Raw genomic sequence first — 24,487 nt, 5'->3', positions numbered from 1 at the left:
CCATCGGGGGCGTGGACACGGCCGCCGTGGTGGTGGACCGGGAATGGCGGCCGCCGTTCCCGCTCGACCTGTACGGCGTCCTCGCCCCGCTGCGCCGCGGCCGCGGCGACCCCACCTGGCGCACCGCCGTCGACGGCGCCGTGATCTGGCGGGTCTCGACGACGCCGGCCGGCCCCGCCACCGTCGCGATCCGCCGCCGCGCCGACGGCGGCCCGCACGGCACCGTGCGCGCGACCGGCTGGGGGCCGGGCGCGGCCTGGGAGGTCGACCGGCTGCCGTCGTTGCTGGGGGCCGACGACGACCCGTCGGCGTTCGTGGCGCACCACCCGCTCGTCGCCGACGCGCACCGGCGCCGTCCCGGGCTGCGGCTGGGCTCCACCGGCCGGGTGTGGGACGCGCTGCTGCCCGCGGTGCTGGAGCAGAAGGTCACCGGCACCGAGGCGCACCGCTCGTTCCGCGAGCTCGCGTGGCGGTTCGGGTCGCCCGCACCGGGCCCGGCCGGGGTGGTGCCCGCCGGCATGCGGGTGCCGCCGACACCCGGGCAGATCCGCGCGGTGCCGGAGTGGGAGTGGCACCGGGCCGGCGTCGACCACGCCCGGCGGACGGCGATCCTGCACGCCGCCGTCGTCGCCCACCGGCTGGAACGGGCCGCCGAGCTGGGCGGGGAGCAGGGCCGGGTGCTGCTGCGCAGGGTCCGCGGCATCGGGGTGTGGACGGCCGCGGAGATCGCCCAGCGCGCCTGGGGCGACCCGGACGCGGTCAGCTTCGGCGACTTCCACGTGCCCAACACCGTCGGCTGGGCGCTGCTCGGGCACGACCTCGACGACGCGGGGATGCTCGAGGTGCTCGCTCCCTACGTGCCGCAGCGCCAGCGCGCGGTCCGCTACATCGAGGCGTCCGGGTTCCGCCGTCCCCGGTTCGGGCCCCGGTTCTCCCCGCGCGACTACCGCTCGTTCTGACCGACGTAGGGTCGCCGTGTGAAGGTCACCGTTCTGGTCGGCGGCGTCGGCGGAGCCCGCTTCCTGCAAGGCGTGAAACACGCGCTCGGACTGCCCCCCGTGGGGTCGGGCGAGTCCGCGCACGAGGTCACCGCCGTGGTCAACGTCGGCGACGACATCTGGCTGCACGGGCTGCGGGTCTGTCCGGACCTCGACACCGTCATGTACACCCTCGGCGGCGGCATCGACGTCGAGAAGGGCTGGGGCCGCTCGGACGAGACGTGGTCGGTCAAGGCCGAGCTGGAGGCCTACGGCGCCGAGGCGACCTGGTTCGGGCTGGGCGACCGCGACGTCGCCACCCACCTCGTCCGCACCCGGATGCTGCGTGCCGGCTACCCGCTGTCCCAGGTCACCGAGGCGCTCTGCCACCGCTGGCAGCCCGGGGTGCGGCTGCTGCCCGCCTCCGACGACCGCGTCGAGACCCACGTCGTGATCGACAACCCGGACCCGGCCGCGGTCGAGGAGACCCCGCAGGTCGCGATCCACTTCCAGGAGTGGTGGATCCGGCACCGGGCCGCCCCGAAGGCGTACCGCTTCGCCTCGGTCGGCGCCGACCAGGCCGCGATCCTGCCCGACGCCCGGGCCGCGATCGCCGGGGCCGACGTCGTGCTCGTCGCCCCGTCCAACCCGGTGGTGTCGATCGGCACGATCGTCTCGGTCCCCGGGATGGCCCAGGCCCTCGCGGCGACGCCCGCGAAGGTCGTGGGGCTGTCCCCGATCGTCGGCGGGGCGCCGGTGCGGGGCATGGCCGACGCCTGCCTGACCGCGATCGGCGTCGAGACCAGCGCCGAGGGCGTGGGCCGGCACTACGGCGCCCGCGGCGAGGGCGGACTGCTCGACGGCTATCTGGTGCACACCGGCGACGCCGCGACCGTGCCCGGCGCGACCGTGCGCGAGGTGCCGCTGCTGATGACCGACCACGACGCGACCGCCGCCATGGCCCGCGCCGCGTTCGAGCTGGCGGGCGTCGGTGTCTGAGGGTTTCGCCGACCACGCGTCGCAGCGGCTGGAGATCATCGGAGTCCCGGGGCTTCCGGAGTTCCGCCCCGGCGACGACCTCACCGCCGCGCTGGCCGAGCGGATGACCTGGCTGCGCGACGGCGACGTCGTGGTGGTCACCAGCAAGGTGTTCTCCAAGGTCGAGGGCAGGCTGGTGCCTGCCCCCGCCGACGAGGAGGAGCGCGACGCGCTGCGCCGCAGGCTGGTCGACCAGGAGACCGAGCGGGTGGTGGCCCGCAAGGGCCGGACGCTGATCGTGGCCGGGAAGCTCGGCATCGTGCAGGCCGCCGCGGGCATCGACGGCTCCAACGTCCGCCGCGACGAGCTCGCCCTGCTGCCCGCCGACCCGGACGCCAGCGCGGCCGGGCTGCGCGCCGGGCTGCGGGAGCTGCTCGGGGTCGAGGTCGGCGTCGTCGTCACCGACACCCTGGGGCGCAGCTGGCGGGTCGGCCAGACCGACATCGCGATCGGCTCGGCCGGACTGCCGGTGCTGCACGGCTACTCCGGCGCCGTCGACGGCCAGGGCAACGACCTGGTCGTCACCGAGATCGCCGTCGCCGACGAGATCGCCGCGGCCGCGGACCTGGTGAAGGGCAAGCTCGGCGGGCTGCCGGTCGCGGTGCTGCGCGGCGCGGCCCTGCCCGACGACGGCTCGACCGCCCGTGACCTGATCCGGCCCATCGAGGAGGACCTGTTCTGGCTGGGCACCGAGGAGGCGATCGCCCGCGGGCGCAGCGAGGCGGTCCTGCTGCGTCGCAGCACCCGGGACTTCGCCGACGAGCCGGTCGACGACGACGCCGTGCGCCGCGCCGTGGGCGTCGCGCTGACCGCGCCCGCGCCGCACCACAGCACCCCGTTCCGGTTCGTGTGGCTGCGTGACGCGGCGCGGCGCACCGCGGTGCTCGACGCGCTGCGCGAGCGCTGGCGCGCCGACCTGGTCGCCGACGGGCGCCCGGCCGACGAGGTGGAGCGTCGCCTCGCCCGCGGGGACCTGCTGCGACGCGCCCCGGAGCTGGTGCTGGCGTTCCGGTCCACCGCGGGGATGCACGGCTACCCGGACCCGGCCCGGGACGCCGCCGAGCGGGACATGTTCACCGTCGCCGGCGGGGCGGCGGTCCAGTCCCTGCTGGTCGCGCTGGCCGCGGAGGGGCTGGCGTCCTGCTGGGTCGGCTCGACGATCTTCGCCGCGGACGTCGCCCGCCGGGTCCTGGACCTGCCCGACGACTGGGCGGCGCTCGGTGCGGTCGCCGTCGGCGTGCCGGCCGAGCCGATCGCCCCGCGCGCGCCCCGACCGGCCGGCGACGGCCTGCTGGAGCTGTGAGCCCGTGGTGGCCACGGCGACGGCCGCCCGCGAGCTGGGCGCCTGGACACCGCGCGACCCCGGCCAGCGGGCCCTGCAGCACGCGCTGCTGGCCTTCCTCGACGCGCGCCCCGACGACGCCTGCGACCGCTCGTGCGTGCCCGGGCACCTCACCGCGTCGGCGCTGCTGCTCGACGCGGGCGGGGACCACACGCTGCTGACCCTGCACCCGCGGGTGGGCCGCTGGATCCAGCTGGGCGGGCACTGCGAGCCGGGCGACGACTCGCTGCGCGCCGCGGCGCTGCGCGAGGCCACCGAGGAGTCCGGGATCGACGGCCTGGAGATCGACGAGCACCCGCTGCACGTCGACGTCCACCCCGTCACCTGCTCGCTCGGGGTCCCGACCCGCCACCTGGACGTGCGTTACCTGGTGCGCGCCCCCGCGGGCGCGACGCCGCGGATCAGCGACGAGTCGCTGGACCTGCGGTGGTGGCCGGTGGACGCGCTGCCCGCCGACGACGACACCGTCGCGACGATGGTCGCCGCCGCCCGCTGAGCCGGGCTCAGAGGTTGCGCCAGAAGAACATCGCGGAGTAGCCGAGCCGGAACAGCTCCTGGTTCCCGCCGGCGGCGCCGAACAGCAGCTGGGTGGCGGCGAAGAACAGCGCGCTCACCCCGGGCACGAACAGCAGCAGGGCGAGCAGCACGAACGGGGCCCAGGGCCGGACCCGCTCGCCGAGGCGCCGCGCCGGCGCGGACAGGTACGGCTCCAGCGCCCCCCAGCCGTCGAGGCCGGGCACGGGCAGCATGTTCAGCACGAACGCGATGATCTGGAAGTACGCGAGCGCGGACAGCCCGGCCGCCACCGGCAGCGGCATCCCCGGGAACGCGGCCACCGTGATGATCAACACGATGCCGAGGGCCAGGTTCGCCGCGGGGCCCGCCAGCGAGACCGCGCTGCGCCGGGCCCGCGACCGCAGCGCCCACTGGTTGATCCACACCGCCCCGCCGGGCAGCGGCAGCCCGCCGATCAGCAGGATGATCAGCGGCAGCACCAGGGACAGGCCGGGGTCGGCGTAGCGCCGCACGTCGAGGGTCAGGTATCCCTTCGCCGCGACCGAGGTGTCCCCGCCGCGATAGGCGGTGATGGCGTGCCCGTACTCGTGCAGGCACAGCGACACCACCCAGCCGCCGAGCACCATGACGAAGATCCCGGAGGTCGCCAGGACCCCCGATCGGGTGGGGACGGCGGCGGCGGCGAGAACGCCACCGAGAAGGGTGACGCCGAGGATCAGCAGGAACCAGGGGCTGATGCGGCGTGTCAGGGACGGCACGTACCCATACTCCATGTCGGAGGAAACGCCCGCGCGCGACCCTTCACTCAATCGGCAGAGCCGGCTTGCACAGAGCGAGTGTCAGCGCTGTACTTACAGCGGTGTCATTCGCCAGTGCGTTGCGGGGAGGTGGGCGAGTGGACGACGTCGAGGGGTTCATGCGGATGCTGCGGCCGGTGGAAGCCGAGCCGGTGGGCACGGTCGAACGGCCCGATCACGAGATGGCCGACTACGACCAGGTCGCCCAGATCCTGGACCTGAAGGGTCTGCTGGACGACGGTTCCTCCGAGGAGGTGCCGGACTGGCAGGAGCGTGCGCTCTGCGCGCAGACCGACCCGGAGGCGTTCTTCCCCGAGAAGGGCGGCTCCACCCGTGAGGCCAAGCGCATCTGCTCCGGCTGCGAGGTCCGGGCCGAGTGCCTGGAGTACGCGCTGGCCCAGGACGAGCGTTTCGGCATCTGGGGCGGGCTGAGCGAGCGGGAGCGCCGTCGCCTCCGCCGCGCCGCCGTCTGAGACTCCGCGGGGGGAACAGGAACACGAGGGCCGGTCGCCGTCACGGTGACCGGCCCGTCGTCGTCCTCGGGCCGTGTCGCCCCGCGGGGGCGCTCAGCCGCCGTCGACGGCGTCGGGCTCGATGTTGAGGTACTCCGCGACCTGCTCGACGAGCACCTCGTGCACGAGGTCGGCGAGGTCCTCGCCGTTGCGCGCCCTGGCCTCGAGCGGGCGGCGGTAGAGCACGATCCGCGCCCGGGTCGGCATCCCGGCGGAGTCGACCCCGGCCGGCACGAGGTGCGCCAGCGGGACGCCGACGTCGGCCAGCACCCCGGTGCCCCACACGATCTCGTCGGGCGAGGTGCGGTCGACCGACGGCACGTCGTCGACGGCGAGGTCGAGGTCGACCAGCTCCGGGCCCCAGCGCGCCTCGATCGGTTCGAGCGCCTCCAGCACCTTCGCGTCGAAGCGTTCGGCGCGGGTGCGGAAGGCCGGCGTCGACACCGGGTACATCAGGCCGCGCAGGCCGCGTCCTCGCCGGTCCCGCCGGCGCGGGCTGCGCGGCGACCGGCGGTCGTTCTCGGGACGAGCGGTGGGCACCAGGGCATTCTAGGACCCCCGCGCCCCACCCGGGGGTGACCCGCGACCGCGGCGGGCGGACCGTCCGCCGAGCGGGGTGCGCGTCGCAGTGCGGCGGCGGGCCCGTGACGGGCTATCGTCGGCGACGTGTTGAGTGTGCGGAGATGTTCACGGACGGGCTGCACCGAGCTCGCCGTCGCCACGCTCACCTACGTCTACGCCGACTCGACCGCCGTCGTCGGCCCGCTGGCCACGCAGGCCGAGCCGCACTCCTACGACCTCTGCACCGGGCACGCGCACAACCTCACCGCCCCCCGCGGGTGGGAGGTCGTCCGGTTCGAGGGCGAGTTCGCCCAGCCCCAGCACAGCGGCGAGGACCTCACCGCGCTCGCCGACGCCGTCCGCGAGGCGGGTCGGGTGGACCGGCCGGTCGAGGTGGTCGCACGGCCCGGTGGCACGGGGCGGCGCGGGCACCTGCGGGTGCTCCCGAAGCCCGAGGACGGCTGAGCCGCCCCACGGGGTGAGGAGACCTGCGCGGACGGGTGACACGGCTGCGCTAGGGTCGTGCGTCGTGCCCGACCTCTCGGCGATCGTGAAGGCCTACGACATCCGCGGTGTCGTCGGCGACCAACTGGACGAGCCCACCGCGCGCGCACTGGGTGCGGCGACGGCGCGGCTCGTAGCGGGCGACGACCCGGCGCCGTCGGCGGTGGTCGTCGGGCGGGACATGCGGGACAGCTCGCCCGCGCTCGCGGCGGCGTTCGCCGACGGGGTGACCGGGCAGGGGCTCGACGTCGTCGACATCGGGCTCGCGAGCACCGACATGCTCTACTACGCCTCCGGCACGCGGGACCTGCCCGGCGCGATGTTCACCGCGAGCCACAACCCGGCCGCCTACAACGGCATCAAGCTGTGCCGCGCCGGCGCCGTCCCGGTCGGCCAGGACTCCGGCCTCGCGACGATCCGCGACGAGGCGGGCCGCTTCCTCGACTCCGGGGTCCCCGAGGTCCCGTCGCCCGGTGCCGTGCGCACCGAGGACATGCTCACCGGCTACGCGCGCTACCTGCGCGGCCTGGTCGACCTGACCTCGCTGGACGCCTCCCCGGAGCTGACCGTCGTCGTCGACGCCGGGAACGGGATGGGCGGGCACACCGTCCCGACCGTGTTCGACGGCCTGAACGTGCGCGTCGTGCCGCTGTACTTCGAGCTCGACGGGAACTTCCCGAACCACGAGGCGAATCCGCTGGACCCGGCGAACCTGGTCGACCTGCAGAAGCGGGTCGTCGCCGAGGGCGCGGACCTCGGCCTGGCCTTCGACGGCGACGCCGACCGCTGCTTCGCCGTCGACGAGCGGGGCGAGGCGGTGAGCCCCAGCGCCATCACCGGGCTGGTCGCGGCCCGTGAGCTCGTCCGGGCGCACGCGGCGGGGGAGTCCGACGTCGCCGTCATCCACAACCTGATCACCTCGCGGGCGGTCCCCGAGCTGGTCGCCGAGCACGGCGGCCGCGCGGTCCGCACCCGGGTGGGCCACTCGTTCATCAAGCAGACGATGGCCGAGACCGGCGCGGTGTTCGGCGGCGAGCACTCCGCGCACTACTACTTCCGCGACTTCTGGAAGGCCGACTCCGGCATGCTCGCGGCGCTGCACCTGCTGGCCGCGCTCGGCGAGCACCGGGCGGCCGCCGCCGGTGCGACGGTGTCCGGGCTGATGGCGGGCTACGACCGCTACGCCGCCTCCGGGGAGATCAACTCGACGGTCGACGACCAGGCCGCGCGGGTCGCCGAGATCGAGGGCGTCTTCGGCCCGCGCGACGGCGTCGAGCTCGACCGGCTCGACGGCCTGACCGTCTCGCTGCCGGACGGATCGTGGTTCAACCTGCGGGCCTCGAACACCGAGCCGCTGCTGCGGCTCAACGTCGAGGCGGCCGACGACGCGGCCGTCCGTGCCCTGGTGGACGAGGTGCTGGCGGTCGTGCGCGCCTGATCGCGCGGCCCCGCACACCTGCGGTGATGGCGTCCGTACCCGGTCGGCTGCCGCGGAGTGTCGGTACCGGGTGGCAGCATCGAGAGCGCGACATGACGACGAGGAGAACCGTGGCCCTACAGCTCGACCCCCAGCTGCTGGAGATCCTGGCCTGCCCGTGCGACGCGCACGCGGTACTGACCCCGGGTGAGGACCGACTGACCTGCACGGCGTGCGGTCGCGCGTTCCCGGTGACCGACGGGATCCCGGTGCTGCTCCTCGACGAGGCGCTGCCCGGGACCGGGCCGGCGGGGGACGGACGGGACGACGGGTGAACGGGGTGCTCGACGACACGCTGCTGGCCGATCCCGAGGGGCTGGCGGCGCGGGACACCACGGGCGTCCTGCGGGCCGCCGCGACCGCGGGCGCCCAGGTCCGCTCCGCGCTCTACACCGCGGGCCAGGCCGGGCTGGACCGGCTGCGCGGGCACCGTCCGCGCGCGCTGGTGCTGCTGCGCCGGCCCGGTGTCTCCGGGGTGGTGGCCGACCTCGTCACGGCCCTGCTCACCGACCGCTGTCCGGTGCCGGTCGTGACCGCCGAGCGGCTGCCGGGCTGGATCGGGCCGCTGGACGTCGTCGTCGCGCACTCCGCGGACCCCACCGACCCGGAGCTGGCCGAGTCGGTCGCCGTCGCGGTGCACCGCGGCGCCGAGGTCGTGCTGTCCGCGCCGGACTCCGGGCCGGTCGCCCAGGCCGGCGCCGGGCGCGCCCGGCTGGTCGAGCCGCGCATCCCGCTGCCCGAGGGGCTCGGGTTCGCCCAGGCGCTGACCGTGGCGCTGGTCGCCGTCGCCGAGCTGGACCTGCTGCCCGGGATGCGCAGCGAGGAGGTCCCGGCCCGGCTCGAGGCGCTCGCCGACGCGCTGGACGCCGAGGCCGAGCGCTGCCAGCCCGCGCACGAGCCGTTCGTGAACCCGGCGAAGGCGCTCGCGTTGCGGCTGGCCGAGCGGACGCCGCTGCTGTGGGGCGTGGACCCGGCCGCCGCCGCGGTGGCCCGGCACGGCGCGCTGGCGCTGGCCACCCACGCCGGTGTCGTCGCGCACGCCGACGGGCTCGCGCAGGCGGGCACCCTGGCCGGTCTGCGCGTCGCCGTCGACCTGTCCGAGCGGGGCGGGGGCGACATCTTCCACGACCCGTTCGACGACCCGGCCTCCGGTGGCGACGCGCCACCGCCGCGGCTGGTGCTGCTCGGCACGGGGGAGGAGGACCCGCAGTCGGTGAGCCGCCGGGTGCTCGGCAGGGAGTGGCCGAACGCCGACCTGGCACACCCGGTCGACGAGATCCCGCGCGGCACCCGCGACGCGGCGCTGCTGCGGGCCGGTGTGCTCGCCCTGCGCGCCGACATCGCCGCCGTGTACCTCGGCCTGGCGACCGGCGCCACCCTGATCACCTGACCCCGCGCACCTGACACCGGGAGACCCGTGGAACTGCTGGAGAACCCGATCCGCACCTACGCGTGGGGCTCGCGGACGGTCATCGCCGAGCTGCTCGGCGAGCCCGTCCCGTCACCGCACCCGCAGGCGGAGCTGTGGCTGGGCGCGCACCCGGCCGCCCCGTCGACGGTCGGCGGGGGCACCCGCCCGCTGCACGAGCTCATCGCCGCCGACCCGGTCGCCGCGCTGGGCCGGGGCCGCGACCGCTGGGAGGGACGGCTGCCGTTCCTGTTGAAGGTGCTGGCCGCCGAGGAGCCGCTGAGCCTGCAGGCCCACCCGAGCCTGGAGCAGGCCCGTGAGGGCTGGGAGCGGGAGAACGCCGCGGGGATCGCGGTGGACGCGCCGGACCGCAGCTACCGCGACGCCCACCACAAGCCGGAGCTGATCTGCGCGCTGACCGAGTTCGTCGCGCTGGTCGGGTTCCGCGAGCCGGCCCGCACGGTGGAGCTGCTGCGCGCCCTGGACGTCCCCGAGCTCGCCGCCTACACCGAGCTGCTGGCCGGCCAGCCGTGCCCGGACGGGCTGCGCGCGCTGTTCACCACCTGGATCACGCTGCCCCAGTCGGTGCTCGACGGGCTCGTCCCGGCCCTGCAGGACGGTGCGGTCCGGCTGCTGGAGCGCGGCACCGCCCAGGAGTGGACCGGCGAGGCGAAGACCGCGCTCGACCTGTCCGAGCGCTACCCCGACGATGCGGGCGTGCTCGCCGCGCTGCTGCTCAACCGGATCACCCTGGCCCCCGGCGAGGCGCTGTTCCTGCCGGCCGGGAACCTGCATGCGTACCTGTCCGGGGCGGGCATCGAGGTGATGGCCAACTCCGACAACGTGCTGCGCGGCGGGCTGACGCCCAAGCACGTCGACGTGCCGGAGCTGCTGCGCGTCCTCGACTTCACCGCCCCGCCGCCGCCGGTCCGCGACCCGGTCCCCGACCCCGGCGCCGACGGCTGGCACCGCTACGACGTGCCGGTCGAGGAGTTCCTGCTCCGCCGCGCGGTCACCGACGGCCGGGACAAGCTCGACGTCCCCGGCACCGGCGCCCGCATCCTGCTGTGCGTCGACGGTGACGCCGCGGTCGACGCCGGCGGCGTCACCGTCGAGCTTCCCCGCGGTCGCGCGGTGTTCCTCCCCGCGGCCGACAGCGGCGCCGTGCTGACCACCGGCGAGGACGGGGCCACCGTCTTCCTGTCCGGCGACGCGCTGTAGCCCACCGCGCTCCGGCCCGTCGGGCTGCACGCCGCCGGGTGGTGGCCCGCCGCGCTGCAGCCACCGCGTTCCGGCTCATCCGGTCCGGCGGGCCGCGGCGGGGTCAGGTCGGCCCCTCCGGCGTCGCTGTGCGCCCCGGTCGCGCCGGCCTCGGCCATCGCCTCGGCGAACACCGCGACCGGGTCGGCGGCCGCCTCCGCCGAGAAGAAGCGGTGCGCGACCGCGCGCCGGGCACCGATGTCGTCGACGGGCTGTACGCCTGGCTGCTCGCGCGGGTCGACGGCCCGCCCGTCGCCGCGACGGCCGTCGGCGGCCGAGCTGGAGCGGTTCCGCGAGCTGACCGACGCGACGTTCGCCCTGCTCCGCCACGGCTACGACGGGGCTCAGTAGGTGTCGGGTGCCCGGTGGTGCTCGAAGATCAGCGATGTCCGGGTGCCCGCGACCTCCGCCCAGGCGTTGAGCGTCCCGACCAGGTCACGCAGTGCCACGGTGTCGGCGGTCGCGACCCGGATCATGTAGTCGTCGTCGCCGGCGAGGAAGTAGACGTCGCGCACCTCGGGGCGGCGGGACACCCGGGTCACGAACTCGGCGAGCCGGTCGCGGGCGTCGGACTGCAGGCGGACCGAGATCATGGCCTGCAGGGGGTGGCCGGTCGCCGCCGGGTCGACGTCGGCGTGGTAGCCGCGGATCACCCCGTGCTCGCGCAGCGCCCGGATGCGGCCGAGGCACGTCGACGGCGCGATCCCCGCGCCCGCGGCGAGTGAGTTGTTCGGTGTGCGGGCGTCCCGTTCCAGCTGGCGGAGCAGGGCCCGGTCGACACCGTCGAGCCGAACAGGGTTCGACGGTGACGGCCTGATCCGCCGCGGTTCCGAAGATTCATCGTTCATGAGAGCCCTCCGAGAATCTTGTTCAGTTCTGTTGGCACCCTATCGATGTTTCTTCACCATTGACGCAGTTGGCGGGCCGAGTGGAGGAGAAGGACATGCGCGTCGCAGTGCCGAAGGAGACCAAGGACAACGAGTTCCGGGTGGCGCTCACGCCCGCCGGGGTGCACGAGCTCGTCGGGCGGGGGCACGAGGTCGTCGTCGAGCACGACGCCGGCGCCGGGTCCGCGATCTCCGACGCCGACTTCAAGGAGGCCGGGGCGCAGATCGTGTCCGACACCGCCGAGGTGTGGGGCTCGGCCGAGCTGCTGCTCAAGGTGAAGGAGCCGATCTCCTCGGAGTACGGCCACCTGCGCCCGGACCTGACGCTGTTCACCTACCTGCACCTGGCCGCGTCGCGCGCCTGCACCGACGCACTGCTGTCGGCGGGGACGACCTCCATCGCCTACGAGACCGTCACCGACTCCCGTGGCCGGCTGCCGCTGCTCGCCCCGATGAGCGAGGTCGCGGGCCGGCTCGCCCCGCAGGCCGGCGGTTACCACCTCATGCGCTCGGCGGGCGGGCGCGGCATGCTCCTGGGCGGCGTCCCGGGCGCGCCGGGCGCCGACGTCGTCGTGCTCGGTGCCGGGGTCGCGGGGGCGAACGCCATCGCCATCGCCGCCGGCATGCGCGCGACGCTGACCGTGCTCGACGTCGACGTGGACAAGCTCCGCGTGATCGACGAGCAGTACGCCGGTGCCGTGCGCACCCAGTACTCCACCGCGCTGTCCGTGCGCGAGGCGGTGACCGGTGCCGACCTGGTGATCGGCGCGGTCCTGCTGCCCGGGGCCAAGGCGCCGACCCTGGTGTCGAACGAGCTCGTCTCCCAGATGCGGCCCGGCGCCGTACTCGTCGACATCGCGATCGACCAGGGCGGATGCTTCGAGGACTCGCGGCCCACCACCCATGCCGACCCGACCTACCGGGTGCACGACACCGTCTTCTACTGCGTCGCGAACATGCCCGGTGCGGTGCCGCACACCTCGACCCGCGCCCTCACCAACGCGACGCTGCCCCACGTGCTGCGCCTGGCCGACCAGGGCTGGCGGGCCGCGACCGAGGCCGACCCGCACCTCGCCGCGGGCCTGTCGACCCATCACGGCGTGCTCCTCTCCGAGGAGGTCGCGCAGGCCCACGGGCTGGAGCGCGGGACCCTCTGAGGCCGGGCGTGTCGTTGCGCAACCGCATCGTGACCTCAAATCCGCGTTGCATGGCGTGACGCAGACCGCATCGCGGACGTAGTTTCACCGCTCATGACGGTCACGAGCCGTGGTGGCGGCATGTTCCGCACCAAGACGGTCGAGCAATCCATCCGGGACACCGACGAACCGGACACCCGGCTGAAGAAGGACCTGGGGACGATCGACCTGATCGTCTTCGGGGTCGCGGTGGTCATCGGCGCCGGGATCTTCACCCTGGCCGCCAGCACGGCCGGCAACATCGCGGGACCCGCGGTGTCGCTGTCGTTCGTGCTGGCCGCGGTGGCCTGCGGTCTGGCCGCCCTCTGCTACGCGGAGTTCGCCTCGACGGTGCCGGTCGCCGGCAGCGCCTACACCTTCTCCTACGCCACCCTGGGCGAGTTCATCGCCTGGATCATCGGCTGGGACCTGGTCCTGGAGTTCGCGGTCGGCTCGGCCTACGTGTCGAAGGGCTGGTCGGAGTACCTCGCCCAGACCCTCGGCCTGATCGGCATCGAGGTCTCGACCTCGTTCGAGCTGGGGAGCTTCTTCTCCTTCGACTGGGGTGCGCTGCTGCTCGTCGTCGTCCTGGCGTTCCTGCTCTACCGCGGCACGAAGCTGTCCAGCCGGGTCAGCCTGGTGATCACCACGATCAAGGTCGCGATCGTGCTGTTCGTGATCATCCTGGGCGCCTTCTTCATCAACGCGGCGAACTACACCCCGTTCGTCCCGGAGCCCACGCCCGGCACCGTCGAGACCGGCACCGGCATCCAGCAGTCGCTGCTGTCGTTCTTCGGGGGCGCCTCGTCGAGCGTCTTCGGGGTCTACGGCGTGTTCGCCGCCGCCGCGATCGTGTTCTTCGCCTTCATCGGCTTTGACGCCGTCGCGACCACCGCGGAGGAGACCAAGAACCCGTCGAAGGCGCTGCCCCGCGGCATCCTCGGCTCGCTCGCGATCGTCACCGTGCTCTACGTCGCCGTCGCGCTGGTGATCACCGGCATGGTGCCCTACACCGATCTGGCCACGAAGCCCGACGGCACCCGCGCCACGCTGGCCACGGCGTTCGCCTCGCTCGGCATCAACTGGGCGGCGACGATCATCGCCGTCGGCGCGCTGCTCGGCCTCACCACGGTCGTCATGGTGCTGATGCTCGGCCAGATCCGCGTCATCTTCGCGATGAGCCGCGACGGCCTGCTGCCGACCGCGCTGGCGAAGACCAACCGCTTCGGCACCCCGGGCCGGGCCACCTGGCTGATCGGCGTCGTGATCGCCCTGGTCGCGACGTTCTTCCCGGCCCAGGACCTCGAGCAGATGGTCAACATCGGCACGCTGTTCGCCTTCGTGCTGGTCTCGATCGGCGTGGTGGTCCTGCGCCGGACCCGGCCCGACCTGCCGCGCGGCTTCCGCACCCCGCTGGTGCCGCTCGTGCCGATCCTGGCCGTGCTCGCCTGCGTCTGGCTGATGCTGAACCTGTCGGTCGAGACCTGGCTGCGGTTCGTCATCTGGATGGTCATCGGCGTGATCGTGTACTTCGCGTACTCACGGAAGAACTCGATCCTCGGCCGCCGCGAGCGCGGCGACCTGCCCGCCCAGGCGACGTCCTCCGACTGAGGCGGCCCCTGACACGGATCGACCGGTACCTGAGCGCAGCCGCGGCCCGGCCGGGCTGCGCTCAGGTACCGACGATCATGCGGTCGGCAGGGTGTAGTCCGCGAACCGCTCGCGCAGGGTCTTCTTGGAGAACTTGCCGACGCTGGTCTTGGGCACCTCGTCGACCAGCTCCAGCGCGTCGGGGAGCCACCACTTCGCGACCCGGTCGGCCAGGAACTCCCGCAGCTCGTCGAGGGTGAGGGACTGCCCGTCCTCGACGACGACGCAGGCCAGCGGCCGCTCCACCCACCGCGGGTGCGCGACGCCGATCACCGCGGCCTCGGCCACCTTCGGGTGCGCCATGATCTCGTTCTCCAGCTCGACGGTGCCGATCCACTCGCCGCCGGACTTGATCAGGTCCTTGGTGCGGTCGACCAGCCGGAACGAGCCGTACGGGTCGACGGTGGCGACGTCGCCGGTGCGCAGCCTGCCGTCGTCGGTGAACTGGGCGCCGCCGCCCTCACCGCGGTAGTACTCCTTCGCGATCCACGGCCCCGACGCCTGCACCTCACCGGTGGCGTGGTCGTCCCAGGGCATCTCCTCACCGGTCTCGGGGTCGACGATCCGCATCTCCACCAGCGGCATCGGCCTGCCCTGGCGGACGCGGGCGGCGGCGAGCTCGTCGTCGGAGGCGCCGTCGAGGTGCGAGCCGAGCACGCCCATCGTGCCGATCGGGGAGGTCTCGGTCATGCCCCAGATGTGCAGCAGCGGCACCCCGAGCCGGACGCGGTACTCCTCGCACAGCGCCTTCGGGACCGCCGAGCCGCCGCAGAAGATCGTGCGCAGCGAGGACAGGTCGTGGTCGCCGAGCAGCGGCAGGACGTTCATCCAGATCGTCGGGACCCCGCCGGTGACGGTGACCCGGTGCCGCTCGACGAGGTCGACGATCGCGCCAGGGGACAGGTCCGGGCCGGGGAAGACCAGGTCGGTGCCCGCGAGCAGACAGCCGTAGGGCAGGCCCCAGGCGTTCGCATGGAACATCGGCACCACCGGCATGACGACGTCGCGCTCGGCCAGCGCGGGACCGTCGGCGAGCAGCGTGACGAGCGAGTGCAGCATCGTCGAGCGGTGGCTGTAGACCACGCCCTTCGGGTTCCCGGTGGTCCCGGACGTGTAGCACATCGCGGCGGCGGTGTTCTCGTCGTCGACGACGAACCGGCCCGCGTACGGCTCGGCCGCGGCCAGGAGCTCCTCGTAGGACCGGATCCGCGGGTCGTCGGGGACCGCGACGTCGGCGCCGTCGTCGAGCACCACCACGTGCGCGACGCCGGGCAGCCGGTCGACGTGCGGCCAGAACAGCGGCAGCAGGGACCGGTCGACGAAGACGACCTCGTCGCCGGCGTGCTCGGCGACGTAGACGAGCTGGTCGGGGTGCAGCCGGATGTTGAGCGTGTGCAGCACCCGGCCGGTGCACGGGGCGGCGAGGTAGAGCTCCAGGTGCCGGGAGGTGTTCCAGCAGAACGTGCCGACGCGGCCGTCCGCGGAGACGCCCAGGGTGTCCAGGACGGTCGCGAGCCGCCGTACCCGTCCGGCCCACTGGGCCACCGTGACGACGTCCTCGGTGCCGTCCGGTCGAGCGGTCACCATCCGTTTGCGCCCGAACAGCTGCTCCGCGCGGTGGAACACGTGCGGCAGGGTCAGCGGGCGGTCCTGCATCAGTCCGAGCACATCGATCAACCTACCGGCGGGGGTGACCGCGATCACCCACCTCTCGGGCAGGTGCGGGTCGCAAGGGATCTGCCGCGGACACTCCCTGTGACCGCCCGACCGCAGTACGCTCGCCGTCCATGACCGACGCGTCGCCGGACGACCCGCACACGCCTGCGGTCTGCCTCGACGTCGGCTCCTGCTCGACCAAGGCCGTGCTGGTGCTGCCCGACGGGACCCCGGCGGGGTTCGCCGAGCACCCCACCACGCCCGACGTGCTCACCGGGGTCGACGCGGCCGTCGCCGCCGCGGCGGCCGCCGCGGGCCGGGGCAGGCGTGCCGCGCCGCGGGTGCTGGCCTGCTCCTCGGCGGGCGGGGCGCTGCGTTTGGCCGTGGTCGGGGCCGAGACGTTGATCGCCACCGAGGCCGGGCACCGGGTCTGCCGCTCCGCGGGGGCCCGGGTGGTCGGGGTGCACCCCGGGCCGCTGGAGCCCGACGCGGTGCTGGAGCTGTCGAGCCGCCGCCCCGGGGCGGTGCTGCTGCTCGGCGGTGCCGACGGTGCCGACCCGGCGGTGCTGCTGCACAACGCGGGCAGGCTGGCCCGCACCCGCGGGCACTGGCCGGTGCTGCTCTCGGTCGACGACGACGACGCCCGCGCCGACGCGCTCGGCCTGCTGCTGGCCGGTGGGCGGGCCGTCACGACCTGCCCCAACGTCACGCCGCAGCCGGGCCGGATCGTCGCCGGGCCCGCGCGGGACGCCGTCGCCGCGCTCTACGCCCGGCACGTCCTCGGGGCGGGCACCGGCCGGTTCGGCGCGCTGGTCCACTCCGCCACGCACGCCGCGGTCGGCGCCGGAGCCGGGGTACTGGCCCGGCTGACCGGGACCGGGGTGCTCGTCGTCGACGTCGGGTCGGCGACCACCGACGTGCACCGCGGCGGCCCCGGGCCCGGCCCGGCGGCCGCGACCGTGGAGGGCGATCTCGGGGTGCGCGACGGCGCCGTCGGCGTCCTGACGGAGGCCCAGACCGAGGGCATCGTCGACCCGGTGGAGGCCGACCTGCTCGGCCCGGCCGTCGCCGCGCTGCAGGAGTCGCGGGCCACCGTGCCCGCCGACCGGGGCGCGGCCGCCGAGGACCGCAGGCTGGCCGCGATCGCGGCGGTGGTCGCGCTGCGCAGGCACCTGCGCCACACCGGCGTCCTGGCCGACCCCGCGCACCCCGGGACCGGCCCGGACACCCCCGTCGACGCGGGTGAGATCGGTCTCGTCGTGCTCACCGGGGGCGTGTTCCGCCAGCGCGACGCGGCCGGGCTGGCCGCGGCGGCCCGCACGGTGCGCCATGACGCCGTCCTGGCGCCGCTGCTGGCCCGGGCGGAGGTGCGGGTCGACAGCGAGTCCGTGCTCGCCCCGGCCGGGCTGCTGGCCGCGCACGGCCGCGAGGTCGCGGCGGGCGGGCTGCTCGCCGAGCACCTGACAGGCTGATCACCCCTGAGTTGACACCCCCGCGGTGGCTCGGAACCATGGAGGTCGCGACATCGCCGGGCGCCGAGAGGCGCTGCAGCGGCCGTCACCGGCCGCCACGCTCGGGCCCGGCCGGCACGGACGAGAAAGGGCGCCTGTCTCCGACGAGGAGGGAGGACGCCGTGACCCGTGTACGCCGCTCCTCCTCCCGGTCGGACCGCACCCGTCGTGCCGACGAGTACGACTCTTACGCCTGAGGAGGCGCACCCACCCCATGACCGATCACCCGAAGCTGCAGCACGCCGGCGGCCTGGACTTCGCGATCGCCGACATCTCCGAGGCGGAGTACGGCCGCAAGGACATCCGGCTCGCCGAGAACGAGATGCCGGGCCTGATCGACCTGCGCCGTGAGTACGGGGAGTCCAAGCCGCTGACCGGCGCGCGGATCGCCGGCTCGCTGCACATGACCACCCAGACCGCGGTCCTCATCGAGACCCTCGTCGCGCTCGGCGCCGACGTCCGCTGGGTGTCCTGCAACATCTTCTCCACCCAGGACTACGCGGCCGCCGCGACGGTCGTCGGCCCGCACGGCACCGCGGAGAACCCGCAGGGCGTCCCGGTCTTCGCCTGGAAGGGCGAGTCGCTGGAGGACTACTGGTGGTGCACCGAGCAGCTGTTCAAGTTCCGTGACGCCGACGGCAACGTCGTCGGCCCGAACATGATCCTCGACGACGGCGGCGACGCCACCCTGCTCGTGCACAAGGGCGTCGAGTTCGAGAAGACCGGCGTCGTGCCGAGCTTCGACGACGACGACCTGTCGGTCTCCGACGAGGAGCGGGTCGTGTTCGACACCCTGCGCCGCAGCCTCGCCGAGGACCCGCAGCGCTGGACGACGATCAACTCCGACATCCGCGGCGTCACCGAGGAGACCACCACCGGCGTCAACCGGCTGTACCAGCTGGCCGAGCGCGGCGAGCTGCTCTTCCCGGCGATCAACGTCAACGACTCGGTCACCAAGTCGAAGTTCGACAACAAGTACGGCATCCGCCACTCGCTGATCGACGGCCTGAACCGGGCCACCGACGTGCTGCTCGGCGGCAAGGTGGCCGTCGTGGCCGCCTACGGCGACACCGGCAAGGGCTCGGTCGAGGCGCTGGCGGGCCAGGGCGCGCGCGTCATCGTCGCCGAGGTCGACCCGATCTGCGCGCTGCAGGCGCTGCTGGAGGGCCACCAGGTCGCGACCCTGGACTCGGTCATCGAGCAGGCCGACATCATCGTCACGGCGACCGGCAACAAGGACATCCTCACGGTCGACCTGCTCAAGCGGGCCAAGCACCAGGCGATCGTCGCCAACGTCGGTCACTTCGACAACGAGATCGACATGGCGGGCCTGTCCCGCGTCGAGGGCATCAAGAAGATCAACATCAAGCCCCAGGTCGACGAGTGGATCTTCCCGGACGGCCACTCGGTCATCGTGCTGTCCGAGGGCCGCCTGATGAACCTGGGCAACGCGACCGGCCACCCGTCGTTCGTGATGTCCAACAGCTTCTCGAACCAGGTGATCGCCCAGATCGAGCTGTTCACCAAGCACGAGGAGTACAACAAGGACGTCTACCGGCTGCCGAAGCACCTGGACGAGAAGGTCGCGCGGATCCACGTGCAGGCCCTCGGTGGCGAGCTGACCAAGCTCACCAAGGACCAGGCCGAGTACATCGGCGTGGACGTCGAGGGTCCGTACAAGCCGGAGCACTACCGCTACTGAGCGAGAAGCTCGCGGATCGCGCATCGGTACCGCGTTCTCCGTTCCGACGGCGCGGTGGCCCCTTCCCGGGGCGCCGCGCCGTCGGCGTACCAGGGGGTCACCGTCGGGATGACGATCGAGATCGGGTCGGGTGACGGCTGGGTGCACTGCGCCCGGGGTCACCGGCACTGGGGCCTGTTCGGCGCGGCCGGGCTGCTCGTGCGCCACCGCGACGACGCCGACCCGGCGGGCGTCGACCGGGTGCTGCTGCAGCACCGGGCGTCCTGGAGCCACCACGGCGGCACCTGGGGGATCCCCGGCGGTGCCCGGGACCGGGGGGAGTCCGCGGTGCGGGCGGCGCTGCGCGAGGCGGCCGAGGAGAGCACCCTCGCCGTCGCCGGGCTGGCGCCGGTGGAGGAGTTCGTCGACGACCACGGCGGCTGGAGCTACACCACGGTCGTCGTGCGGACGCCGGACGCGCCGCCGGTCCGGGTGCGCGGCGCGGAGAGCACCGAGCTGCGCTGGGTGCGCACCGACCGGCTCGGCGAGCTGGACCTGCACCCGGGCTTCGCGACGACCTGGCCCACCGTCTCGGAGCTGGGTGCCTGACCTAGGCTCGACCGCCGTGGGGGAACTGGTGGTCGTCGAGGGACTGGACGGTGCGGGCAAGAACACGTTCACCACGGAGCTCGTCGCCGGGCTGCGCGCACACGGCGCCTCGGTCACCACGACGGCCTTCCCCCGCTACGACGACGACGTGCACGCCGAGCTGGCCCGCGACGCGCTCTACGGCCGGATGGGCGACCTCGCCTCCTCGGTGCACGCGATGGCGGTGCTGTTCGCGCTCGACCGCCGGGCCGCCGCGGCCGGGCTGCGTGCGGCGCTCGCCGCGCACGACGTCGTGCTCGTGGACCGCTACGTCGCCTCCAACGCCGCCTACAGCGCCGCCCGGCTCGGCCAGGACGCCGGCGGCGAGGTCGTCGGCTGGGTCCGGGCGCTGGAGATCGACCGGTTCGGCATCCCGGTGCCCGGCCACCAGCTGCTGCTGGCACCGCCCCGGGAGGTCGCCGCGGAGCGTGCGAGGTCGCGCGCGGCCACCGAGCCCGGCCGCGCCCGCGACGCCTACGAGAGCGACGACGGCCTGCAGGCCCGCACCGACGCCGTCTACCGGGAGCTGGCGGCGCGGTCCTGGCTGAGCCGCTGGACGGTGCTCGACGACCCCGCCGCGGCACCGACGGCCCTCGTGCCCGCCCTGCTGCACCGGTGCTGATCACGGGGCTGGGATAGTGACGTCCATGAAGTCGCGCGTACTGGTGGTCGACGACGACCCGGCCCTGGCCGAGATGCTCACCATCGTGCTGCGGGGCGAGGGCTTCGAGACAGCGGTCGTGTCCGACGGGACGCGGGCACTGCCCGCCGTCCGGGACACCCAGCCGGACGTGGTGCTGCTCGACCTGATGCTGCCCGGCATGAACGGCATCGACGTGTGCCGGGCCATCCGGGCGGAGTCCGGCGTCCCGATCGTCATGCTGACGGCCAAGAGCGACACCGTCGACGTCGTGCTCGGGCTGGAGTCCGGCGCCGACGACTACGTCGTGAAGCCGTTCAAGCCCAAGGAGCTCGTCGCGCGGATCCGGGCCCGGGTCCGCCGCAACGACGCCGAGCCCGCCGAGCAGCTGTCCATCGGCGAGATCGACATCGACGTGCCCGCGCACCAGGTCACCCGGGAGGGCCGGCCGATCGCGCTGACCCCGCTCGAGTTCGACCTGCTCGTCGCGCTGGCCCGCAAGCCGCGCCAGGTGTTCACCCGCGAGGTCCTGCTCGAGCAGGTGTGGGGCTACCGGCACGCCGCGGACACCCGCCTGGTGAACGTGCACGTGCAGCGTCTCCGGTCGAAGGTCGAGCGCGACCCGGAGCGCCCCGAGGTGGTCCTGACCGTCCGCGGGGTGGGGTACAAGGCCGGTCCTCCGTGACCGGCGCGCCGCGGGTGCACCGGCCGTGGTGACGCGTCGCCGCGGACTCCGCACCCGGCTGGCCCGGCTGCCCGGGGCCCGGCGGGTCGCCCGCGCGCTGGGCCCGCTGCGGGTGCAGGCGCACGAGCTGGGCATGCTCATCGCCGCGGCCTGGCGGCGGTCGCTGCAGCTGCGGGTGGTCACCTCGACGCTGGCGCTGTCGTCGGCGGTCGTGCTGGTGCTCGGCCTGGTGCTGCAGAGCGAGATCGCCGAACGGCTGCTGCAGAGCAAGCTCGACGCCGCGATCTCCCAGTCGGACGCGAACCGGCAGGTCCTGGAGGGGCAGCTGGCGAGCGTCGACCCGGACCGCGAGGGCGTGCAGGAGATCCTGGACACCGCCCTGGAACGGCTGACCGACACCACCGGCCCCGGCCGGGCCGGGACGGCCGGGGAGTTCAGCGCCGCGCTGACCACCGGGTCGGCGAACGGGCCCGAGGTGTCCGCCGGCGACGTCGGCCAGATCACCGCGCGCCAGCAGGACATCACCGCCCGCGGGTCGCTGGACAGCCTGAACCGCCAGTACACGACCGTCGACGGCGTCCCGAACCTCGTCATCGGGCAGAAGATCGCCACCGCGGGCCGGGAGCTGCAGTTCTACCTGCTGTTCCCGCTCAACGGTGAGCAGCTGACGCTCGGGCTGGTGCAGAGCACGCTGATCGTCGGCGGGCTGGTGCTGCTGGTGCTGCTGGCCGCGATCGCCAGCCTCGTCACCCGGCAGGTGGTCCGCCCGATCCGGCACGCCGCCGACGTGGCCGAACGCTTCGCCGGGGGACACCTCGACGAGCGGATGGCCGTGCGCGGCGAGGACGAGGTCGCCCGGCTCGCCGAGTCCTACAACGAGATGGCGGGCAGCCTCGCCGCGCAGATCGCCCAGCTCGAGGAGTTCGGGGCGCTGCAGCGGCGGTTCACCTCCGACGTCAGCCACGAGCTGCGCACGCCGCTGACCACTGTGCGGATGGCCGCCGACGTCCTCTACGCCTCCCGCGACGAGCTGCTCCCGGCGCTGCGCCGCAGCTCCGAGCTGCTGGTCACCGAGCTCGACCGGTTCGAGGAGCTGCTCGCCGACCTGCTGGAGATCTCCCGCCTCGACGCCGGCGTGGCCGAGCTGGGTGCCGAACGGGTCGACCTGTCCGCGGTGGTGCGGCGGGCGACCGACGCGGTGCGCGGCATCGCCGCCGACGCCGGCACCGACCTCGTCCTGGACCTGCCGGCGGGCGAGCTGATCGAGGCCGACCCGCGCCGGGTGGAGCGCATCGTGCGCAACCTCGTCGCGAACGCGATCGACCACGGCGAGGGCCGCCCGGTGGAGGTGACGGTGGCCGGCGACGACGCCGCGGTCGCCGTCGTCGTGCGCGACCACGGCGTCGGGCTGCGGCCCGGCGAGGCCGACCTGGTGTTCAACCGGTTCTGGCGGGCCGAGGAGTCGCGGGCCCGGCGCAGTGGCGGCACCGGGCTCGGGCTGTCGATCAGCATCGAGGACGCCCGGTTGCACGGCGGCTGGCTGCAGGCCTGGGGCGAGCCGGGCAACGGCTCGGCGTTCCGGCTGACCCTGCCGCGCGAGGTGGGTGGGCACATCACCGCCTCGCCGCTCCCGCTCGGCCCGCCCGCCGCCGCGGCCGGGGACCGGCGCAACGGCAGCTCGGTGCCGACCCCGCCGCAGGGGATCGGCCGCGACCTGCGCGAGGAGGACCCGTGGCGGCTGCGCCCCGAGGAGCACGCGCCGATGCAGCCCGCCGAGCGCGCCATCATCGACCCGGGCGGCGACCGGTGACCGCCCGCCGTGCGCTGGCGGCGCTGGTCGTGACGGTCGCCGCCGCCGTCGTCGCCGGGTGCGCGACGGTGCCCCAGCAGTCCGACGTGCAGGTGCTGCGCCAGGGCGAGCAGGCCGCCGAGCAGAACCTGAGCGGCCCGATCGAGGACGACGAGCCGCTCGGCCTGGTCCGCGGGTTCGTCTACCGTTCCGGCTCGCCCGACGACCGGCACGCGCAGGCCCGCCGCTACCTGTCGGCGTCGGCGTCGGACTGGGACGACGCGGCGTCGCTGACCGTCCTGGACGAGCGGTTCGACACCGTTGTGTCGCCGGAGAACGGCACTGCGGGACCGGACCGGATGACGGTGCGGGTGCGGGGCACCCGGCTGGGCACGGTCGGGCCGGGCGGGGCGTTCGAGTCCTCCCCCCAGCGGGTCGAGGTCGACGTCGGCGTCGTCCGGGAGGGCGAGCACTGGCGGATCGACCGGCCACCGCCCGGGGTGATGGTCCGGCTGTCGGACTTCCGCTCGCACTACCGCGAGCTGCAGGCCTGGTTCGTCGACCCGGTCCGCCGGATGCTGCTGCCCGACGGGCACTACATCCGCAGCGGGCGTCCCGGCGAGCTCGCGATGGACGCCGTCGACGTGCTGTTGCGCGGGCCGTCCACCGGCCTGGCCGGGGCGGCGGTGACGATGTTCCCGGCGACCGCGCGGATCCGCTCGGCGACGACCGACCCCGCGGCGGGCACCGCGTCGATCGAGCTGACCGGGGTGTCGGGGCTGTCCCCGCAGGACCGGGAGCTGCTCGCCGCGCAGGTCGCGCAGACCCTCGGCGGGGTGGGCGTGCCGCGGGTGGAGCTGCTGGCCGATGGCGGACCGCTGGTCCCCGCCACGCCGACGGTGTCGGCCGCCGACCAGGCCGACCTCGTCGCCGGCCCCGGCCGGGCCCCCGCGTTCCCCTACGTCGTCGACGGCGGCCGGGTCCGTCAGCTCAGCGCGACCGGCGTGGCGGCGCCGGTCGCCGGGCAGGCCGGGAACGGCTCGTTCGACATCACCGAGGCCGCCGCGTCCGCGCGCAGCGGGCGGATCGCCGTCGTGTCCCGGGAGTCGACGGGCACCCAGCGGCTGCTCACCGGCCCGCTGGGCGGGGAGCTCACCGCCACCCCGGTGTCCGGCGCCGACGTCCGCTCGCTGAGCTGGAACGGGGCGGGCGACGAGATCTGGGCGGTCGTGAACGGCAGGCTGCGCCGGGTCCTCGTCCCGCCGTCCGGGCCGCCGGTCGAGGGCGCGGTGGACGCGGGCCGGCTGACGCCGCTCGGCCGGATCGGGGACGTCGCGCTGGCGCGTGAGGGCGGCCGGATCGCCGTCGTCGCCGACGGTGCGCTGCTCGTCGGCCCGATCGTCCCGCTCGACGACGGCGAGGTCGCCGTCGGGCCGCTGCGGCGCCTGCGGCCCGGGGACCTCGACGACGTGGTGTCGATCGACTGGCACTCCGCGGACCGGATCGTGGTCGCGTCGGACTCGGACCGCCCCATGTCCGAGGTGAGCGCCGACGGTCTGCGCCTGGACCAGATCCCCGGCACGAACCTGACCGCGCCGCTGGGGGCGCTGGCCGCCGCCGAGGGGCGCCCGCTGTACGTGACCGACCGGACCGGCCTGTGGAGCTACTCCGGCGGCGAGTTCGACGCCTGGCAGCAGGCGGGCGGGACGGGCGCGGCCGCACAGCCGTTCTACCCCGGCTGAGCGGGTCCCGGTGGCCGGATCCCCGGCCTGT

At 74.5% G+C, this 24,487-nt stretch carries 23 protein-coding genes; 19 read left to right on the top strand and 4 right to left on the bottom strand.

The window, feature by feature from the left end; translation table 11 throughout:
• Positions 1–11 precede the first annotated feature (11 nt).
• The 4 genes from ATL51_RS11970 to ATL51_RS11955 are packed head-to-tail and all read left to right on the top strand — an operon-like array spanning position 12 to position 3,853.
• Positions 12–959: a DNA-3-methyladenine glycosylase family protein gene (locus ATL51_RS11970; protein ID WP_301548999.1), complete on the top strand. Its 948-nt coding sequence runs from the start codon at positions 12–14 to the stop codon at positions 957–959.
• 18 nt (positions 960–977) lie between these two features.
• Entirely contained in the window at positions 978–1,976 is a 999-nt protein-coding gene (cofD, locus tag ATL51_RS11965; RefSeq protein WP_100878669.1) for a 2-phospho-L-lactate transferase, read from the top strand.
• Positions 1,969–3,318, top strand: a complete 1,350-nt coding sequence (locus ATL51_RS11960; protein WP_100878668.1) for a coenzyme F420-0:L-glutamate ligase — start codon at positions 1,969–1,971, stop codon at positions 3,316–3,318. Before cofD ends, ATL51_RS11960 begins: the two co-directional genes overlap by 8 nt.
• Positions 3,319–3,322: 4 nt before the next feature.
• Complete coding sequence (locus ATL51_RS11955) at positions 3,323–3,853, top strand: NUDIX hydrolase (protein ID WP_073576348.1); 531 nt, start codon at positions 3,323–3,325, stop codon at positions 3,851–3,853.
• A gap of 7 nt (positions 3,854–3,860) precedes the next feature.
• Here ATL51_RS11955 and ATL51_RS11950 read toward each other — a convergent pair whose 3' ends face one another.
• Positions 3,861–4,631: a site-2 protease family protein gene (locus ATL51_RS11950; protein ID WP_100878667.1), complete on the bottom strand. Its 771-nt coding sequence runs from the start codon at positions 4,629–4,631 to the stop codon at positions 3,861–3,863.
• Positions 4,632–4,852: 221 nt separating this feature from the next.
• Between ATL51_RS11950 and ATL51_RS11945 the strand changes: the two genes are divergently transcribed.
• A complete protein-coding gene (locus ATL51_RS11945; protein WP_083658828.1) occupies positions 4,853–5,143 on the top strand; it encodes a WhiB family transcriptional regulator in 291 nt (96 codons plus the stop codon).
• Positions 5,144–5,236: 93 nt separating this feature from the next.
• Here ATL51_RS11945 and ATL51_RS11940 read toward each other — a convergent pair whose 3' ends face one another.
• Positions 5,237–5,722, bottom strand: coding sequence for a metallopeptidase family protein (locus ATL51_RS11940; protein ID WP_208622973.1), 486 nt, complete (start codon positions 5,720–5,722; stop codon positions 5,237–5,239).
• 135 nt (positions 5,723–5,857) lie between these two features.
• Here ATL51_RS11940 and ATL51_RS11935 point away from each other — a divergent pair, with 135 nt between their 5' ends.
• The 5 genes from ATL51_RS11935 to manA all read left to right on the top strand — a co-directional run bounded on the left by ATL51_RS11935 (position 5,858) and on the right by manA (position 10,353).
• Positions 5,858–6,208 (top strand): DUF3499 domain-containing protein, encoded by a 351-nt coding sequence (locus ATL51_RS11935; RefSeq protein ID WP_020627719.1) that lies wholly within the window; start codon positions 5,858–5,860, stop codon positions 6,206–6,208.
• Positions 6,209–6,272: 64 nt separating this feature from the next.
• A complete protein-coding gene (locus tag ATL51_RS11930; RefSeq protein ID WP_100878665.1) occupies positions 6,273–7,685 on the top strand; it encodes a phosphomannomutase/phosphoglucomutase in 1,413 nt (470 codons plus the stop codon).
• A 110-nt stretch (positions 7,686–7,795) separates the two neighbouring features.
• Entirely contained in the window at positions 7,796–7,999 is a 204-nt protein-coding gene (locus ATL51_RS11925; RefSeq protein ID WP_020627721.1) for a Trm112 family protein, read from the top strand.
• On the top strand, positions 7,996–9,114 hold the full coding sequence (locus ATL51_RS11920) for an SIS domain-containing protein (protein ID WP_100878664.1): 1,119 nt from the start codon (positions 7,996–7,998) through the stop codon (positions 9,112–9,114). The genes ATL51_RS11925 and ATL51_RS11920 overlap by 4 nt, the downstream gene beginning before the upstream one ends.
• Positions 9,115–9,141: 27 nt before the next feature.
• Entirely contained in the window at positions 9,142–10,353 is a 1,212-nt protein-coding gene (gene manA, locus ATL51_RS11915; RefSeq protein WP_100878663.1) for a mannose-6-phosphate isomerase, class I, read from the top strand.
• Positions 10,354–10,736: 383 nt separating this feature from the next.
• Here manA and ATL51_RS11910 read toward each other — a convergent pair whose 3' ends face one another.
• Positions 10,737–11,240: an Lrp/AsnC family transcriptional regulator gene (locus ATL51_RS11910; RefSeq protein ID WP_100878662.1), complete on the bottom strand. Its 504-nt coding sequence runs from the start codon at positions 11,238–11,240 to the stop codon at positions 10,737–10,739.
• Between the two features lie 95 nt (positions 11,241–11,335).
• On the opposite strand from ATL51_RS11910, the gene ald reads away from it, so the two are divergent.
• Both ald and ATL51_RS11900 read left to right on the top strand, forming a co-directional pair.
• Entirely contained in the window at positions 11,336–12,436 is a 1,101-nt protein-coding gene (gene ald, locus ATL51_RS11905; RefSeq protein WP_100880663.1) for an alanine dehydrogenase, read from the top strand.
• Between the two features lie 93 nt (positions 12,437–12,529).
• Positions 12,530–14,065 carry an amino acid permease gene (locus ATL51_RS11900; protein ID WP_100878661.1) on the top strand — a complete coding sequence of 512 codons (1,536 nt, stop codon included), beginning with the start codon at positions 12,530–12,532 and terminating at the stop codon, positions 14,063–14,065.
• 75 nt (positions 14,066–14,140) lie between these two features.
• Here the strand turns inward: ATL51_RS11900 and ATL51_RS11895 are convergent, their stop codons facing one another.
• A complete protein-coding gene (locus tag ATL51_RS11895) occupies positions 14,141–15,772 on the bottom strand; it encodes a long-chain fatty acid--CoA ligase (RefSeq protein WP_100878660.1) in 1,632 nt (543 codons plus the stop codon).
• A gap of 119 nt (positions 15,773–15,891) precedes the next feature.
• Between ATL51_RS11895 and ATL51_RS11890 the strand changes: the two genes are divergently transcribed.
• The 7 genes from ATL51_RS11890 (at position 15,892) to ATL51_RS11860 (ending at position 24,456) form a co-directional block, all read left to right on the top strand.
• Complete coding sequence (locus tag ATL51_RS11890) at positions 15,892–17,232, top strand: glutamate mutase L (protein ID WP_100878659.1); 1,341 nt, start codon at positions 15,892–15,894, stop codon at positions 17,230–17,232.
• Positions 17,233–17,485: 253 nt separating this feature from the next.
• Complete coding sequence (gene ahcY / locus ATL51_RS11885; RefSeq protein ID WP_100878658.1) at positions 17,486–18,973, top strand: adenosylhomocysteinase; 1,488 nt, start codon at positions 17,486–17,488, stop codon at positions 18,971–18,973.
• A 108-nt stretch (positions 18,974–19,081) separates the two neighbouring features.
• Complete coding sequence (locus tag ATL51_RS11880; protein WP_073576339.1) at positions 19,082–19,561, top strand: NUDIX hydrolase; 480 nt, start codon at positions 19,082–19,084, stop codon at positions 19,559–19,561.
• Positions 19,562–19,577: 16 nt separating this feature from the next.
• Complete coding sequence (locus ATL51_RS11875; RefSeq protein WP_100878657.1) at positions 19,578–20,222, top strand: dTMP kinase; 645 nt, start codon at positions 19,578–19,580, stop codon at positions 20,220–20,222.
• A 25-nt stretch (positions 20,223–20,247) separates the two neighbouring features.
• Positions 20,248–20,925, top strand: coding sequence for an MtrAB system response regulator MtrA (mtrA, locus tag ATL51_RS11870; protein WP_020622190.1), 678 nt, complete (start codon positions 20,248–20,250; stop codon positions 20,923–20,925).
• Positions 20,926–21,058: 133 nt separating this feature from the next.
• Complete coding sequence (mtrB, locus tag ATL51_RS11865; protein WP_100880662.1) at positions 21,059–22,735, top strand: MtrAB system histidine kinase MtrB; 1,677 nt, start codon at positions 21,059–21,061, stop codon at positions 22,733–22,735.
• Positions 22,732–24,456, top strand: coding sequence for an LpqB family beta-propeller domain-containing protein (locus ATL51_RS11860; protein WP_100878656.1), 1,725 nt, complete (start codon positions 22,732–22,734; stop codon positions 24,454–24,456). The genes mtrB and ATL51_RS11860 overlap by 4 nt, the downstream gene beginning before the upstream one ends.
• Positions 24,457–24,487 lie beyond the last annotated feature (31 nt).

Origin of the sequence: Pseudonocardia alni, assembly GCF_002813375.1 — a bacterium.
GTDB classification, from domain to species: Bacteria; Actinomycetota; Actinomycetes; order Mycobacteriales; family Pseudonocardiaceae; genus Pseudonocardia; species Pseudonocardia alni.
This window is presented reverse-complemented; position numbering and strand designations above follow the sequence as displayed.